14 protein-coding genes are annotated in these 14514 nt (G+C 70.1%); 6 read left to right on the top strand and 8 right to left on the bottom strand.

Translation table 11 applies throughout. The annotated features are described in order from the left end of the window. Window positions 1-16: 16 nt before the first annotated feature. The 7 genes from HDC31_RS11865 to HDC31_RS11835 all read right to left on the bottom strand — a co-directional run bounded on the left by HDC31_RS11865 (window position 17) and on the right by HDC31_RS11835 (window position 5118). Complete coding sequence (locus HDC31_RS11865) at window positions 17-787, bottom strand: enoyl-CoA hydratase/isomerase family protein (protein ID WP_113680092.1); 771 nt, start codon at window positions 785-787, stop codon at window positions 17-19. Window positions 788-800: 13 nt separating this feature from the next. Continuing rightward, window positions 801-1964, bottom strand: a complete 1164-nt coding sequence (paaE, locus tag HDC31_RS11860; protein WP_113680093.1) for a 1,2-phenylacetyl-CoA epoxidase subunit PaaE — start codon at window positions 1962-1964, stop codon at window positions 801-803. Between the two features lies 1 nt (window position 1965). Beyond that, the gene (gene paaD / locus HDC31_RS11855) at window positions 1966-2460 is read right to left on the bottom strand and encodes a 1,2-phenylacetyl-CoA epoxidase subunit PaaD (RefSeq protein WP_046748862.1); all 495 of its coding nucleotides are present in this window, start codon (window positions 2458-2460) and stop codon (window positions 1966-1968) included. Beyond that, window positions 2454-3335, bottom strand: a complete 882-nt coding sequence (paaC, locus tag HDC31_RS11850; protein WP_374939222.1) for a 1,2-phenylacetyl-CoA epoxidase subunit PaaC — start codon at window positions 3333-3335, stop codon at window positions 2454-2456. Before paaC ends, paaD begins: the two co-directional genes overlap by 7 nt. Then, complete coding sequence (gene paaB / locus HDC31_RS11845) at window positions 3332-3637, bottom strand: 1,2-phenylacetyl-CoA epoxidase subunit PaaB (RefSeq protein WP_017828375.1); 306 nt, start codon at window positions 3635-3637, stop codon at window positions 3332-3334. The genes paaC and paaB overlap by 4 nt, the downstream gene beginning before the upstream one ends. Beyond that, window positions 3637-4611, bottom strand: coding sequence for a 1,2-phenylacetyl-CoA epoxidase subunit PaaA (gene paaA / locus HDC31_RS11840; RefSeq protein WP_113680096.1), 975 nt, complete (start codon window positions 4609-4611; stop codon window positions 3637-3639). The genes paaB and paaA overlap by 1 nt, the downstream gene beginning before the upstream one ends. Window positions 4612-4698: 87 nt before the next feature. Beyond that, window positions 4699-5118, bottom strand: coding sequence for a pilus assembly protein CpaE (locus HDC31_RS11835; protein ID WP_113680094.1), 420 nt, complete (start codon window positions 5116-5118; stop codon window positions 4699-4701). A gap of 118 nt (window positions 5119-5236) precedes the next feature. Here HDC31_RS11835 and HDC31_RS11830 point away from each other — a divergent pair, with 118 nt between their 5' ends. Beyond that, window positions 5237-7390: a RecQ family ATP-dependent DNA helicase gene (locus HDC31_RS11830; protein ID WP_179516136.1), complete on the top strand. Its 2154-nt coding sequence runs from the start codon at window positions 5237-5239 to the stop codon at window positions 7388-7390. Between the two features lie 37 nt (window positions 7391-7427). Here the strand turns inward: HDC31_RS11830 and HDC31_RS11825 are convergent, their stop codons facing one another. Then, on the bottom strand, window positions 7428-8267 hold the full coding sequence (locus HDC31_RS11825; protein ID WP_227751373.1) for an IclR family transcriptional regulator: 840 nt from the start codon (window positions 8265-8267) through the stop codon (window positions 7428-7430). A gap of 88 nt (window positions 8268-8355) precedes the next feature. Between HDC31_RS11825 and dhaK the strand changes: the two genes are divergently transcribed. From dhaK to paaI, 5 genes are all read left to right on the top strand, one after another. Beyond that, window positions 8356-9348 carry a dihydroxyacetone kinase subunit DhaK gene (gene dhaK / locus HDC31_RS11820; protein ID WP_058632482.1) on the top strand — a complete coding sequence of 331 codons (993 nt, stop codon included), beginning with the start codon at window positions 8356-8358 and terminating at the stop codon, window positions 9346-9348. Next, window positions 9348-9992 carry a dihydroxyacetone kinase subunit DhaL gene (gene dhaL, locus HDC31_RS11815; RefSeq protein WP_061017936.1) on the top strand — a complete coding sequence of 215 codons (645 nt, stop codon included), beginning with the start codon at window positions 9348-9350 and terminating at the stop codon, window positions 9990-9992. The genes dhaK and dhaL overlap by 1 nt, the downstream gene beginning before the upstream one ends. Continuing rightward, complete coding sequence (gene ptsP / locus HDC31_RS11810) at window positions 9989-12496, top strand: phosphoenolpyruvate--protein phosphotransferase (protein WP_179516135.1); 2508 nt, start codon at window positions 9989-9991, stop codon at window positions 12494-12496. The genes dhaL and ptsP overlap by 4 nt, the downstream gene beginning before the upstream one ends. Before the next feature lie 155 nt (window positions 12497-12651). After that, entirely contained in the window at window positions 12652-13938 is a 1287-nt protein-coding gene (locus tag HDC31_RS11805) for a sensor domain-containing protein (RefSeq protein ID WP_179516134.1), read from the top strand. A 136-nt stretch (window positions 13939-14074) separates the two neighbouring features. After that, on the top strand, window positions 14075-14503 hold the full coding sequence (gene paaI / locus HDC31_RS11800; RefSeq protein ID WP_113681228.1) for a hydroxyphenylacetyl-CoA thioesterase PaaI: 429 nt from the start codon (window positions 14075-14077) through the stop codon (window positions 14501-14503). Window positions 14504-14514 lie beyond the last annotated feature (11 nt).

Below are 14514 nucleotides of genomic sequence, written 5' to 3'. Positions count from 1 at the left end.
AGCGGGAACCCGGACGTCAGCGCCCGCGGAACTCGGGCCTGCGCTTCTCCTGGAACGCCGCGAAGCCCTCGCGATAGTCGTCGGTGTCGCAGAGCGCGGCCTGTGCGGCGTTCTCGATCCCGACCGCATCCCACAGGGCGAGTCGCTCGTCGCGGATGCGGGCGAGGAGCTCCTTGCTCGCGAGGAACGCCGCCGTCGCACCGCGAGCGGCGGCGGCGGCCGCGTCGGTCGTGGCCTGCACCACCTCATCATCGGGGAACACGCGGGAGAACAGGCCGGACGCCACGGCCTCGGTGCCGCTCATCAGGCGTCCCGTGTAGATGAGGTCGAGCGTCTTGTGCGCGCCGAGCCGATCGAGGAAGAGCGCGTGTCCGCCGGAGTCCAGCGTCGCACCGAGGGCGGCGAACGGGGAGCCGATCTTCGCCGATTCCGCCACATAGACCACGTCGGTCGCGATCAGCAGGCCGAGGCCCACGCCGAGGCAGGCGCCGTGGGCGACAGCGAACGTCGGCGCGGGGAACCGCGACATGCGCTGCAGCAGAGGGGTCACCAGACCGCCGAGATAGCCGAGCACATCGTCGTCCCGTGGGTCGACGCCGGAGATGTCACGCCCCGCGCAGAACGCGCGCCCCTCGCCACGGAGCACGAGTGCTCGCACTCCCGCAGCCTCGGCCTCGACATAGGCGGCATCCAGTTCGGCGAGTGCCCTCTCGTCGAGAGCGTTCAGCTTCGATGGCGCGTCCAGCACGATCATGGCCACGTCGTCGGCGATGGTGAGGTCGATCATGGGCGCTCCTCGATCAGACGTCGTAGTCGACGACCACGCGGTCGCTGGTGGGGTGGGACTGGCAGGTGAGCACGAAGCCGCGCTCGAGCTCGTCGGGCTCCAGGGCGTAGTTCTCGGTCATCGTCACGCTGCCCTCGATCACGCGTGCGCGGCAGGTGCCGCAGACTCCGCCGGCACAGGCGAACGGAGCGTCGGGCCGTACGCGCAGTGCCGCATTGAGCACCGACTCCCTGGCGTCGACGGGGCTCTCCACGGTCGACGAGACGCCGTCGAGAGTGACCTCGATACGCACCGTCTTCTCGCCGGCACGCACCTGCACCGGCCGTGCCGCGCGCACGGGTTCATCACCCGTCGTGAACAGTTCGAAGCGGATGTGGGAGCGGTCGACACCGTGGTCGGCCAGCACCTCGCGACACAGGTCGACGAGAGCGAGAGGGCCGCACAGGAACCATTCGTCGACGGTCGACGGGGGGATGAGGGTCGCCAGGATCGTGCGGAGCTTCTCCTCGTCGATGCGCCCGGAGAGGACGGGAGCGGCCCGCTGTTCACGGGACAGCACATGGTGCAGCACGAGTCGGGTGGGGTAGCGGTCCTTGAGGTCGGCGAGATCTTCCAGGAACATCACGTCGAGCGTGGCGCGGTTCGTGTACAGCAGGGTGAATCGCGACGTGTCCGACCGGGTGAGCACAGTGTGCGCGAGGGCCATCAGCGGCGTGATGCCGGAGCCGGCCGCGATCCCCACCACGTGCCGGTCGTCGAGGTCGGGCAGAGCGGAGGTGAAGGTGCCCTGCGGGCTCATCACGTCGATCTCGAAGCCGGCGTGGAGACCGGTCTGCGCCCACGTGGAGAAGAGACCTCCCTCGTCCCGCTTCACGGCGACGCTCAAGCGCGTGTCCTGACCGTCGCCGCGGTGTTCCGGGGCGCGGCACAGCGAGTAGGAACGCCGGACTTCGACGCCGTCGAGTGTCGTGCGCAGCGCGACGTACTGACCGGGCAGGTGGTCGTACTCGTCGGCGAGGGCGGCGGGAACCGTGAAGGTCACCTCGACAGCGTCGTCGGTGAGCGGGCGCACGTCTTCGACCGTGAGGGTGTGGAACCGGGCGCGCTTGCGGGGTGCGGTCTCGCGGGGCGTCGTCGCCTGCGGGATGGGCGCTGGCGCGGAGGTGAAGAGCGACATGTCAGTGCACCTTGAAGTGGTCGAAGGGTTCGAGGCAGGCGCGGCACTCGAACAGGGCTTTGCATGACGTGGAGCCGAAGTGGGAGACCTCGCGCGTGTCGAGCGACCCGCAGCGGGGGCAGCGCACGCTCAACGCCAGGCGGATGGGGCCGGTCGACACGGCGGCGCGGCCCGAGGGCGGTGCGATGCCGTACTCGGCGAGCTTGCTCTTGCCCGCCTGTGTCATCCAGTCGGTCGTCCAGGCGGGGGAGAGGACCAGGCGCACGAACACCTCGTCGAAGCCGGCGGCGGTGAGAGCCAGGACCACATCGTCGCGGATCGTGTCCATCGCGGGGCAGCCGCTGTAGGTCGGGGTGATGTCGACATGCACCGCGGTGCCGTCGACCTCCACCGCGCGGAGCACACCGAGGTCCTCGATCGTGAGCACAGGAACCTCGGGGTCGGGCACGGAGGCAGCGATCCGCCACGCGGCCTGCGTCGGCGTGAGAGTCACCATGTCGCCCCCGGATGTCTGCGGGCGAGCACCTGCATCTCGGCGAGGATGTGGCCGAGCGGGGTCGCGTGCGCACCGGTGCGCCCGCCGGCCGACGACGACATCACGGCGGGCACCGAGAGCTCCGCTTCCGCGAACACCGTCTCGACCACGCCGTCGAAAGCAGGCCGCAGCGTCGACGGCACCACGGCCGCGTCGCCGAGCCGCGCGATCAGATCGTCGTCGCGGAACAGCTCATCGACGTACGGCCACACGTCGCCGAGTGCGCGGATGATCCTGGCGCGCGACTCCTCCGTGCCTCCGGCGAGACGCAGGATCCACTGCACGGCGTGGTCGCGGTGGTAGTCGACCTCCTTGAGCGACTTCTCCGCGATCGCGGCGAACGTCTCGTCGCTGCTGCCGCGCAGGGCCGAGTACAGCTCGAACATGTACGTGGCCACCACGAACTGGCGAGCGATGGTCTGGGCGAAGTCGCCGTTGGGCTGCTGCACGATCCATGCACAGCGGAAATCGGGTTCGTCGCGGAAGAAGGCCAGATCGTCTTCGCTGCGCCCGTCGAAGGACCCGGCGTAGTGGAGGAACGAGCGCGCATGACCGAGCAGGTCGAGGGCGATGTTGCCCAGGGCCACGTCTTCCTCGAGCTCGGGAGCGCGGGATATCCACGCGCCCAGCTGCTGCGAGAGGATCAGCGCGTCGTCGCCGAGACGAAGTGCGTACTCCGCCACGTCGGCCGATGCGGCGACCGCGCCGGTGCCTGACAGCTCCTGCGCCAGGTCGAGTTCGTCGACCGAGACGTTCCCGTGCACGTCGATGTCCTCGTGCACCGTCTCCTCGTGCACCGTCTCCTCGTGCACCGTGTCCTCGTGTGCCGTGCTCACAGGTGCGGCACTCCCTCTGAGGCGGTGTAGTACACGGCGTGGCGGTAGTTCTTGCCGGCGGGACTCTCGAAATAGGCGCCCTTGGCGTCGGGGTCGCTCGTGGTGATCGCGTCTGCGGGGGCGACCCAGATCGAGACGCCCTCTCCACGACGCGTGTACAGGTCGCGCGCATTGCGGATCGCCATCTCGGCGTCCGGCGCGTGCAGCGAGCCGACGTGCACGTGGCTCAGTCCGCGGTTCGCTCGGACGAAGACCTCCCACAGCGGCCAGGGCTCGCGCTCGTCGGCGCCGGGCGTCGCCATCACGCCACCGCCTTCGTCTTCGGCGACTGCTTGCGCGCGTACTCGGCCGCGGCCTCGCGTACCCAGGCGCCCTCTTCATGAGCCGTCCGGCGGCGTTCGAGGCGTTCGGCGTTGCAGGGCCCGTTGCCGCGCACCACCTCGAAGAACTCGTCCCAGTCGATCTCGCCGATCACGTACTGTCCGCTCTCCTCGTCGAAGTGCAGGTCGGGGTCGGGCAGCGTGACGCCGAGGACCTCGGCCTGGGGCACGAGCATGCCGACGAAGCGTTGGCGCAGCTCATCGTTGGAGAACCGCTTGATCTTCCACTTCATCGACTGCGCCGAGTTGGGGGACTGGTCATCGGGCGGCCCGAACATGGCGAGGCTCGGCCAGTACCAGCGGTTCACCGCATCCTGAGCCATCGCGCGCTGCTCCTCGGTGCCCTGCATCAGGGTGAGCAGGATCTCGAAGCCCTGACGCTGGTGGAACGACTCCTCCTTGCAGACGCGCACCATGGCGCGGCCGTAGGGGCCGTAGGATGCCCGGCACAGCGGCACCTGGTTGCAGATCGCGGCGCCGTCGACGAGCCAGCCGATCGCGCCCATGTCCGCCCAGGTCGGGGTGGGGTAGTTGAAGATCGACGAGTACTTGGCCTTGCCGCTGATGAGCTGGTCCATCATCTCGTCGCGCGTGGTGCCGAGGGTCTGGGCGGCGGAGTACAGGTAGAGGCCGTGACCGGCCTCGTCCTGCACCTTGGCCATCAGGATCGCCTTGCGCTTGAGGCTCGGCGCGCGCGTGATCCAGTTGCCCTCCGGCTGCATGCCGATGATCTCGGAGTGCGCGTGCTGCGAGATCTGCCGCACCAGTGTCTTGCGATACGCGTCGGGCATCCAGTCGCGGGGTTCGATGCGCTGCTCGTTGGCGATGAGCTCGTCGAACAGGCGCTCCTCATCGGAGATCTCGCCCACCAGGGACAGGTCTGCAGGACTGGTCATCATCGACTCCTCGGCATCGGGCCATCTTTACTGACCGATCGTTTGGTAATTCTGACACAGTGGACTGCCGGATTCAAGACGGCGGGGTCAGCGCGAGCGGGAGATCAGATCGAGGAGGGCGCGGCCGTACGCCTCTGAGGGGTCGGGGTGCTCGAAAGCGAGCAGCTCGCCCCCGACCTCGATCTCGACGCGGAAGGAGTCCTCGAGGCGCACCAGCGAACGGAACGTGCCGCGGAGCAGATCGCGAAGCTGGTCCTCCCGCGGCAGCCATACGGCGTCCGCGAGCGTCACCGCGTCGAGCGCCCACTCCGTCGTGCCGTTGAACGCCAGATCGGTGCCGCTCGGCGTCTGACGGGCCTCGATCGTCATCTCACTCACGGTGAAGACGTCGGCCTCCGCTTCGAGTTCCACGTCGTCGGGGAGATCGAGCTGGAAGCGGTCGCCATCGGCCGGATGCCAGATCAGTCCGGTGTCCCGCAGGGCGACGGCGAGCTCGCGTGTGATCATCCCCTCACGCTAGACGACGGCACTCGCCCGGGGCCCGGCGAACCTGTGGAACGCGACCACGGGTGTCGGAGGTGTGGGAGGTGTGGGAGGTGTCGGAGGTGTGGGGCAGAGTGGGGGGATGACCGCCGACGCCGCTGCAGCATCCCCCGAGGCCGCCGACCTCCGCGAGTCCGCCCGTGCCGCGCTGCGCGAACTCGTCGGACGCCCGGATGCCGATTTCCACGACGGACAGTATGAGGCGATCGAGGCGCTCGTCGAAGGGCGCCGCCGCGCGCTCGTGGTGCAGCGCACCGGGTGGGGCAAGTCCGCTGTCTACTTCGTCGCCACGCTCCTGCTGCGTCGGCAGGGGGCGGGCCCGACCGTGCTGGTGTCTCCGCTGCTCGCCCTCATGCGCGACCAGATCGCCGCCGCCGAACGTGCGGGGGTGCGGGCCGTGGCGATCAACTCCACCAATGCGCACGAGTGGTCGGATGTGCTCGCGAAGCTAGATCGCGATGAGGTCGATGTGCTGCTGGTCTCTCCCGAGAGGCTCAACAACCCCGCCTTCCGTGAGCAGCAGTTGCCGGCGCTCGTCCGGCGCATCGGGATGCTGGTGGTCGATGAGGCGCACTGCATCAGCGACTGGGGGCACGACTTCCGTCCCGACTACCGCCGCCTGCGCGACCTGATCGCCCAGATGCCGCCTGACGTGCCGGTGCTCGCGACCACGGCGACCGCCAACAGCCGTGTCGTGGCCGACGTGGCCGAGCAGCTCGGCAGCCTCCGAGCGGACGACGGGGCGGCCGCCGACGCCGATGCGGTTCCGGTGCTCACGATCCGCGGGCCGCTCGCCCGGACGTCGCTGCGACTGGGAGTGCTGCGCCTGCGCGATTCGGCGAGTCGCCTCGCCTGGCTGCTGAGCCACCTCGACGACCTTCCCGGTTCCGGCATCATCTACACGTTGACGGTCGCGGCCGCCGTCGACACGGCACGCCTGCTGCGTGAGCACGGCCACGACGTGCGTGCCTACACCGGGCAGACCGACCCCGACGAGCGCGCCGAGTCCGAGGGGATGCTCAAGCGCAACGAGGTCAAGGCTCTCGTCGCCACGAGCGCGCTGGGCATGGGGTTCGACAAGCCCGATCTGGGTTTCGTGCTGCACCTGGGCGCGCCGTCTTCCCCCGTGGCCTACTACCAGCAGGTGGGTCGTGCCGGACGTGCCAGCGAGAGCGCGGACGTGCTGCTGCTCCCCGGCGTCGAGGACCGTGACATCTGGCACTACTTCGCGACAGCTTCGATGCCCGATCGTGAACGAGCCGAGCGGGTGATCGGGGCCCTCGGCGACGTTCCGATCTCGACGCCGGCGCTCGAGGCGATGGTCGACATCCGCCGCACGCCGCTCGAGCTGCTGTTGAAGGTGCTCGACGTCGACGGGGCGGTCCGGCGCGTGCAGGGCGGGTGGGTCGCGACCGGTGCACCCTGGAGCTACGACGCCGAGCGGTATGAGCGCATCGCCGCCGAGCGTGTCGCCGAGCAGCAGCACATGATCGAGTACGAGCAGACCGACGGGTGCCGCATGGAGTTCCTGCAGCGCGCGCTCGACGACGACACGGCCGCTCCGTGCGGGAGGTGCGACAACTGCGCGGGGGAGTGGTTCCCGCGGGAGATCGGTGCCTCCGCGAGCTCGCAGGCCGTGGAATCGCTCGACCGCGTCGGAGTGCCGATCGAGCCTCGTCGTGCCTGGCCGACCGGTGCGGACCGGCTGGACGTGCCGGTCAAGGGGCGCATCCCGGCAGAGGAGCAGGCGAGTGAGGGGCGCGCACTCGCGCGTCTCACCGATCTGGGCTGGGGCGGGGCGCTGCGCGAGCTGTTCGCGGCCGGGGCGCCCGATGCCGCGGTGACACCGCAGCTGCTGCAGGCGTGCGTCCGCGTGCTCGCAGGTTGGGGGTGGGAGGAGCGCCCCGTGGCGGTGGTCGCGATGCCCTCGCGCTCGCACCCGCTGCTGGTCGACTCGCTCGCGCGCGGACTCGCCGATGTCGGGCGCCTGCCGTATCTCGGGGCGCTCGAACTCGTGGGAGGAGGGCCTTCCGGCGGGCCGGGTGGGAACAGCGTCTTCCGCCTGGCGGGACTCTGGGAGCGCTTCAGCGCTCGGCATCTGGATGTGCCGACCGGACCGGTGCTGCTCGTCGACGACCTCGTCGACAGCCGGTGGACGATGACCGTCGCGGCGCGTGAGCTCCGTCGTGCCGGGGCGACGGGCGTGCTGCCCTTCGCGCTGGCGCTGCGCGGCTGACAGCCGACCGTCGGCGTGGCGCTGCGTGGGACAGGTGTCAGTCGTCGGCGGGCGCGATGCGCGGGGGCCAGGCGGTGGCGCCGAGTTCGCGTGAGATGTTGCGTGCCGTCTCCCGCAGTGCGTTGAGGATCGCATCCGACGCCGGCGCTTGCGAGGTGGGCAACACGACGGCGACCGCGGCGACGATGTCGTTCGACGCGTCAGCGACGGGGGCGGCGATCGAGGACTCGCCGAGGACGGCCTCGTCGAACTCCCCGGCCATGCCGCGTTCGGCGATCGACGGCAGCTCCAGCGTCAGGCGCGCCACGTCGGTGACGGTGTCGCCGGTGAGGCTGCGCAGCGGCTGTTCGAAGACGCTCTGCTGGAACCCGAGGTCGTAGGCGAGGAGCACTTTGCCCATCGCCGAGGCGTGGGCGGGGATGGCGACACCGGTCTCGAGCATCTGCTGGCTGTCATCGGGGCGCAGATTGTGGTGGATGACGAGCACATCGGTGAAGTGCGGAGCGCCCAGCCGTACGGACAGGTCGGTGCGGCGTGCGAGCTCCTGCGTCCACCGCATGGCTCTGGCGCGCACGTCGAGGGTGTCGAGGTAGACGTTGCTCAGGCGCAGCAGGGTGGGGCCGAGCATGTAGCGCTGGCCACCCCGCTCTTTCGCGACGAGCCCGTGCGCGCGTAGCGACTTCACGATCCCGTGCACGGTCGACGGCGGCAGGCCGAGGGCTGCAGAGAGGTCGGTGATGCCGAGGTGGCGTGCCCCCTGGAGCAGTTCGAGGATCTTCGCCGCGCGGTCGATCGCCTGGATCACGGGGAGGGCCTCCTTCCGGTGCGTCGTCGAGCCGGTGTCGATGGAGCCGGGCTTCACGATTGATCTTGACAACCCGGCAGGCTCCGAGCATATTCGACATTAACGAATTGCTTTCGGATTTCTGCGAAAGAGTCCGCGAAAGATCAAAGGAGATCGAACGATGAAGAAGCTCATCAACGCCCCGGAAGACGTTCTCGTCGAGTCGCTCAGAGGCGTCGCGCTCGCTCACCCCGAGCTCTCCGTCGACCTGGAGAACCACGTCATCACGCGCGCCACGCCCAAGGCGCAGGGCAAGGTCGCGATCGTCTCCGGCGGAGGCTCCGGCCATGAGCCGTTGCACGGCGGTTTCGTCGGCACCGGGATGCTGGACGCCGCTGTCGCCGGAGAGATCTTCACCTCACCCACCCCCGACCGCGTGCAGGTCGCGACCAAGGCCGTCGATCGCGGAGCGGGTGTACTCCACATCGTGAAGAACTACACCGGTGACGTGCTGAACTTCGAGATGGCCGCCGAGCTCGCCGCCATGGACGGCATCGAGGTGGGCAGCATCACGGTGGACGACGACGTCGCGGTACAGGACTCCCTGTACACCGCAGGACGCCGCGGGGTGGGCCTAACCGTGCTGCTCGAGAAGATCCTCGGTGCGGCAGCGGAGGAGGGGCGCGACCTCCCGGCCGTGGTCGAGCTGGCGAAGAAGGTGAACGGACAGGGCCGCTCGATGGGAATGGCCCTCACCAGCTGCACGGTGCCCGCAGCGGGCAAGCCCACCTTCGACCTTCCGGACGATCAGATGGAGATCGGCATAGGGATCCACGGGGAGCCGGGTCGGCATCGCGAACCCCTCGCCCCGGCCTCCGAGATCGCCCGGCAGCTCGTCGAGCCGATCCTGGCCGACATCGACGGCACCGGCCCTGCGATCGTGATGCTCAACGGCATGGGTGCGACCCCGCTGATCGAGCTGTACCTCATGTACGGCGAGGTCGCCGCGCTGCTGGAGAAGGCCGGAGTGCAGGTCGCCAGGAACCTCGTCGGCAACTACATCACCTCGCTCGACATGGCCGGGTGCTCGGTGACCCTGCTCAAAGCCGACGATGAGCTTCTGCGGCTGTGGGATGCCCCGGTGAACACCCCCGGTCTGCGATGGGGCGTCTGATGGCCGCGGTCGACACCACGCTCCTCGCCGACTGGATCGCACGCTTCGGCGCCGCCGTGACGGAGAAGCGCGACTGGCTCACCGAACTCGACTCGGCCATCGGCGACGCCGATCACGGGGCCAACATGGCTCGGGGCATGGGCGCTGTCGGCGAGAAGCTGTCCGCCGGCGCGCCGGCAACGGTGGACGAGCTCCTGAAGACGGTCGGCATGACGCTGGTGAGCTCGGTCGGCGGTGCCAGCGGGCCTCTGTACGGCACGTTCTTCCTCCGCATGGGCATGGCCGCGGGTGCCGTGTCCGATCTCGATGGCGACGCTCTCGCGGCCGCACTGCGGGCAGGACTCGACGGTATCGTCGCGCGCGGCAAGGCCGAGGCGGGGGACAAGACGATGTTCGACGCGATGGCGCCGGCGGTCGACGCGATGGACGCTGCGCTCGCCGCGGGCGCCTCCGTCTCCGACGCCGCCAGAGCCGCTGCGGATGCCGCGGCGGCAGGTCGGGACGCCACCCTCCCTCTCGTCGCCCGGAAGGGCAGGGCGAGCTACCTGGGCGAGCGCAGCGCCGGACACCTCGACCCCGGAGCGGCCTCGACGGCGATCCTCTTCGAGACGCTCGCCGAGACGATCGAGGACAGCGCCAGATGATCGGCATCGTCGCCGTCTCCCACAGTGCACGGCTCGGGGAGGCGGCGCTGGAGCTCGCCCTGCAGATGGTCCACGACGGCGAGGTGCGGGTGCGGGTCGCCGCCGGCGCCGGAGTCGACGCCGAGGGCGTACCGATCCTCGGTACGGACGCCGTCGCGGTGTCCGCCGCCATCGATGAGCTCGCCACGGAGTGCGACGGCGTCCTCGTGCTCATGGATCTGGGCTCAGCCGTGCTCAGCGCGGAACTCGCGGTGGAGCTGCGTTCGAGCGACGTGCCCGTCCGGCTCGCTCCCGCACCCTTCGTGGAGGGGCTTCTCGCCGCTGTCGTGTCCGCTGCGGCGGGCGGATCGCTCGACACCGTGGCGGCTGAGGCCTCTACGGCCCTGGCGGCGAAGACCGGCGCCCTCGGTGTCGAGGAGGCGCACGAGGCGGAGACCTCCGATGCTCCGAAGGACGATGACGCGCAGGTGCGACGAGTGCGGGTCCGCAACCCGCAGGGGATCCATGCGCGTCCTGCGGCACTGATCGCGAAGGCGTCGTCCGGCGCGGATGTGCGCGTGCGCCGGCTCCCCGACGGCCCCGACGCGTCGGCGGCGAGCCTGACGCGGCTGCTCGTGCTCGGAGCGCGGCAGGGGGACGAGATCGAGCTGACCGCACGGGGCGATGGGGGAGAGGAGGCGCTGGATCGCCTGGTCGCTCTGTTCGATGACGGCTTCGGGGAGGGGACCGAGGAGACCGGACCCGATGGCGACGCGACTTCGACCGCGATCGCACCCGCACCCGGTCTGCCGACGGGCGCGGATGAACCGAAATCGCGTGAGCAGGAGGAGCCGACGCGAACCGTCGCGCCGGGCGCCGTGCTCCGCGGGCGCGGGGTGAGCTCCGGCCGGGCCGCCGCCCCCGTCGTGCATCTCGCACCGCCGCTTCCCGAACCCGATCCGGACGTGCTGGTGCCCCCCGCCGACCGCGATTCCGAGGTGTCAGCGATCGAGTGGGCCGCCGTCGCGGTCGCCGATCAGCTCCGCTCGCGCACGGCGCAGGCGACGGGAGAGACCAAGGCCATCCTCGATGCCTCGCGCCTGCTGGCCTCCGACCCCGAGCTGGTGTCCGAGGCGACGGCTCTGGTCCTCTCCAAGGGGCGCACCGCCGCCCGTGCGGTCTGGGAGACCGCCGTCGTCCACGAGAAGGCCCTCGCCGCGCTGGGGGGTCGGATGGCCGAGCGCATCGCCGACATCCGCGATGTACGCGACCGGATCATCGCCGAGATCCTCGAAGTCGACATGCCGGGTGTCCCCGAGCGCGACGATCCCTTCGTGCTGGTGGCCGCCGACCTCGCTCCCGCTGACACCGCTCTGCTCGCCGGGGGCCGATGCGTCGCCCTCGTCACGGTCCAGGGCGGACCGACCTCGCACACGGCGATCATCGCGCGCTCCCTGGGGCTGCCGGCTGTCGTCGGTGTCGTCGACGCCCAGGCGATCCCGGTGGGGACGATGGTCCTCGTGGACGGCGACCGCGGCACGGTGGAGGTCGCCCCGGCGGAATCCCGCGTCGCCGAAGCGCGCGCCTCGGCGACCGCTGTCGACTTCAACGGCGTCGGAGCGCTCTCCGACGGGCACCGCATACCGCTGCTCGCCAACGTCGGAGGAGCGGAGGACGCGACGGTGGCGGCCTCGGCGCATGCGGAGGGTGTCGGACTCTTCCGCACGGAGTTCTGCTTCCTCGACCGCGCCGAGGCGCCGAGCATCGACGAACAGGTGACCGCCTATCGCGGCGTGCTGTCCGCCTTCCCTGGGCGCAAGGTCGTCGTGCGCACCCTCGACGCGGGGAGCGACAAGCCCCTTCCCTTCGCCAACTCCGACAGCGAGGACAACCCCGCGCTCGGCGTGCGCGGGCTGCGGATCGCCCGACGCCGCCCGCAGCTGCTCGATGATCAGCTGGTCGCCCTCGCACGAGCGGCTGCGGCGGAAGCGGCGGAGGTCGAGGTGATGGCTCCGATGGTCGCGACGGTCGACGAGGCCAGGGACTTCGCCGAACGCTGTCGGTCCGCGGGGCTCGACAGGGTCGGCATCATGATCGAGACCCCGTCCGCCGCACTGCTCGCCGCGGAGCTGTTCGAGGTCGTCGACTTCGTGAGCCTCGGCACCAACGACCTCGCCCAGTACACGATGGCGGCGGATCGGCTGCTCAGCGATCTGGGCGACCTCAACGATCCGTGGCAGCCTGCAGTGCTGCGACTCATCGCCGCCGTCGGTGCCGCAGGTCGGGCTGCCGGAAAGTCGGTGGGCGTCTGCGGCGAAGCAGGCGGCGACCCCGCGCTCGCTCCGGTCCTGATCGGCCTCGGGGTGACGTCGCTGTCCATGGCGCCGCGATCGCTCGGTCGCGTGGCCGCGCGCCTGCAGGAGTTGTCCGTCGATGACTGCCGACGAGCCGCGGAGGCAGCAGTCGGTGCGAGCTCTGCGGATGCCGCGCGCGCTGCCGCTTCCTCGGCTCTCGTCGAGGGGTGAACGAGACGGTCCTGCCACGTCGTATGCGCACCTCGGCATGCGTTTCGTTCCATTCTGATATGGACATGGTCCAGAAGGGTGAGGGCGATGGATCCGGCTCTAGGCTCGTCAGCGAGGGGGCGTCGATCGGGGCGTCGCGAGCAATCGGAGGGTCCATGTCCACACGGTGGTCGTCACGAACTGTCCTGGGAGTGCTCACGGCGGGGGCGATCATCGCCCTGTCGGGGTGCGTGCCCGCACCGCAAGCCACACCGAAGCCGACTCCGGCAACCGAGAGCCCTGCTCCGGCGCCGTACGACGGTCCGACGGTGTTCGTCGGAGACCAGCTCGACTGGTTCCTGCCGAGCGCCGACGAGATCGCCGGTCTCCTCCCCGACGTCGGCGACGTGGGGTCGCCGTCACCGTCGCTGATCCAGATCTCCGACGGAGGCGGCCCCGAGCTCTCGCCGGCGATCTGCAACCTCTTCCTCTACGAGCCTTCCCAGGCGTCGATCGGCGCGCGCTCGGTCACGTGGACCAGCTCCCTCCCCGATGGGCGGGACGGCTGGATGCATGTGCTCCAGTTCGCGGACGAGGCGACGGCGCAGGGGCTGATGGACCGGTACGTCGAGGTGGCGAAGCAGTGCGCGGACTTCACCTACGGCAGCGGCGCGTCGACGTTCGACTCGACCACGCTCGACTCCGGGGATGGGATCCGCGCCGTCACCGGAGCGTTGGTGCTCGACGACGGACTCGGCGGCGGACACCGGCTCTACCAGGGGTACGCGTCGGTCGGCAACGTCCTCGTGAACTTCTGGCAGCCGTTCACCGGCGACGCCGCCTTCGACGCTGAGCGGGCCGCCGCGTTCCTGAGCGACCAGGCGTCCGACGCTCGGTCGCAGCTGATCGAGGAGTTGACCGCGAACCCGCCGGCGCCCGCAGCGACGCCGCCTGCTGTCGACCCTGCTGCGGCGTGGAGCAGCTGGCAGGTGAGCGCTACCGGGATCGGGCCGATCGTCCTCGGCTCCGACCTCGACGAGGCCATCGCGGCCGTCCCGGGAGCGACGGTGATCAGGCCGGAGTGGGACGGGGGGCAGACGCGGATCGTCAGTCCGGACGGTTCGGCCTCTGTGCTGTTGTGGACCGACGCGGGCGACTCCGTCGTCGATGCCGCATCCATCGGTTCCGCGAACGTCGGGAACGAGCCCCAGGAGGATCCTGCCGCGTTGCCGACGGCAGGCGAGGTGCGGATCGGCGACACCGTCGGCGAGGCCGAGGATGCGTTCCCCGGGGGCACGGCGATCCGTATCGTGTCCTCCGGCGAGTACTTCTATCAGTGGACGACGCGCGAGGGGGCGGCGATCCGGTTCCGCGTCGATCGCGACGCCGGCGACCCGAGTGCCGTGATCACCGGCATCCTGACGGAGGATGCGACACTGCGCCGGCTTCCCGACTTCAGCTGAGGGGTTCGTCCACAGGCCGGGATCCCGGAGCAGACGAGGCTGACCTGCTTGACTAACTGAACGATCGGTCGGTTAGTATGAGCGGATCGGGTACCGCAGGTGCAGCGCCCGAACCCGCTCGACGAGGAGGTCGACGATGACGGAAGCGACGGCGTGGACGACGGACGACGCGCGCCCGAACCGCGCGATGATGGAGCGCGACCGCGCCTCGGCTTCGCTGGGCCTCGTGGTCGAATGCGATGACCCCGGCCACGCGGTCGTCTCGATGCGCGTGCGGGACGACATGACCAACGGCTTCCACATCACCCACGGCGGCTTCGTCTTCGCCCTGGCGGACACCGCCTTCGCGATCGCGTGCAACGAAGACGACAGGGTCACCGTGGCCGCCGGCGCGGACATCTCCTTCCTGAAGCCGACCGTATCGGGACAGACCCTCACCGCCACCGCCGTCCGACGGTCGCTCAGCGGACGCTCCGGCATCTACGACGTGACCGTGGTCGACGAACGGGGCGATCCCGTCGCCGAGTTCCGCGGGCGCTCCCGCACCACCAGCCAGACCTTCTGAATGCTCCGGAG

The organism is Microbacterium sp. JAI119 (assembly GCF_013410135.1).
Classification (GTDB): domain Bacteria; phylum Actinomycetota; class Actinomycetes; order Actinomycetales; family Microbacteriaceae; genus Microbacterium; species Microbacterium oxydans.
Note: the sequence above shows the minus strand (reverse complement) of the source record. Positions and strands in the feature narration are given on the sequence as shown.

Coding starts and splice junctions, on each gene's coding strand:
- HDC31_RS11865 (WP_113680092.1), bottom strand. CDS start 787: ATGATCGACCTCACCATCGCCGACGACGTGGCCATGATCGTGCTGGAC.
- paaE (WP_113680093.1), bottom strand. CDS start 1,964: ATGTCGCTCTTCACCTCCGCGCCAGCGCCCATCCCGCAGGCGACGACG.
- paaD (WP_046748862.1), bottom strand. CDS start 2,460: ATGGTGACTCTCACGCCGACGCAGGCCGCGTGGCGGATCGCTGCCTCC.
- paaB (WP_017828375.1), bottom strand. CDS start 3,637: ATGGCGACGCCCGGCGCCGACGAGCGCGAGCCCTGGCCGCTGTGGGAG.
- paaA (WP_113680096.1), bottom strand. CDS start 4,611: ATGACCAGTCCTGCAGACCTGTCCCTGGTGGGCGAGATCTCCGATGAG.
- HDC31_RS11835 (WP_113680094.1), bottom strand. CDS start 5,118: ATGATCACACGCGAGCTCGCCGTCGCCCTGCGGGACACCGGACTGATC.
- HDC31_RS11830 (WP_179516136.1), top strand. CDS start 5,237: ATGACCGCCGACGCCGCTGCAGCATCCCCCGAGGCCGCCGACCTCCGC.
- dhaK (WP_058632482.1), top strand. CDS start 8,356: ATGAAGAAGCTCATCAACGCCCCGGAAGACGTTCTCGTCGAGTCGCTC.
- dhaL (WP_061017936.1), top strand. CDS start 9,348: ATGGCCGCGGTCGACACCACGCTCCTCGCCGACTGGATCGCACGCTTC.
- ptsP (WP_179516135.1), top strand. CDS start 9,989: ATGATCGGCATCGTCGCCGTCTCCCACAGTGCACGGCTCGGGGAGGCG.
- HDC31_RS11805 (WP_179516134.1), top strand. CDS start 12,652: ATGTCCACACGGTGGTCGTCACGAACTGTCCTGGGAGTGCTCACGGCG.
- paaI (WP_113681228.1), top strand. CDS start 14,075: ATGACGGAAGCGACGGCGTGGACGACGGACGACGCGCGCCCGAACCGC.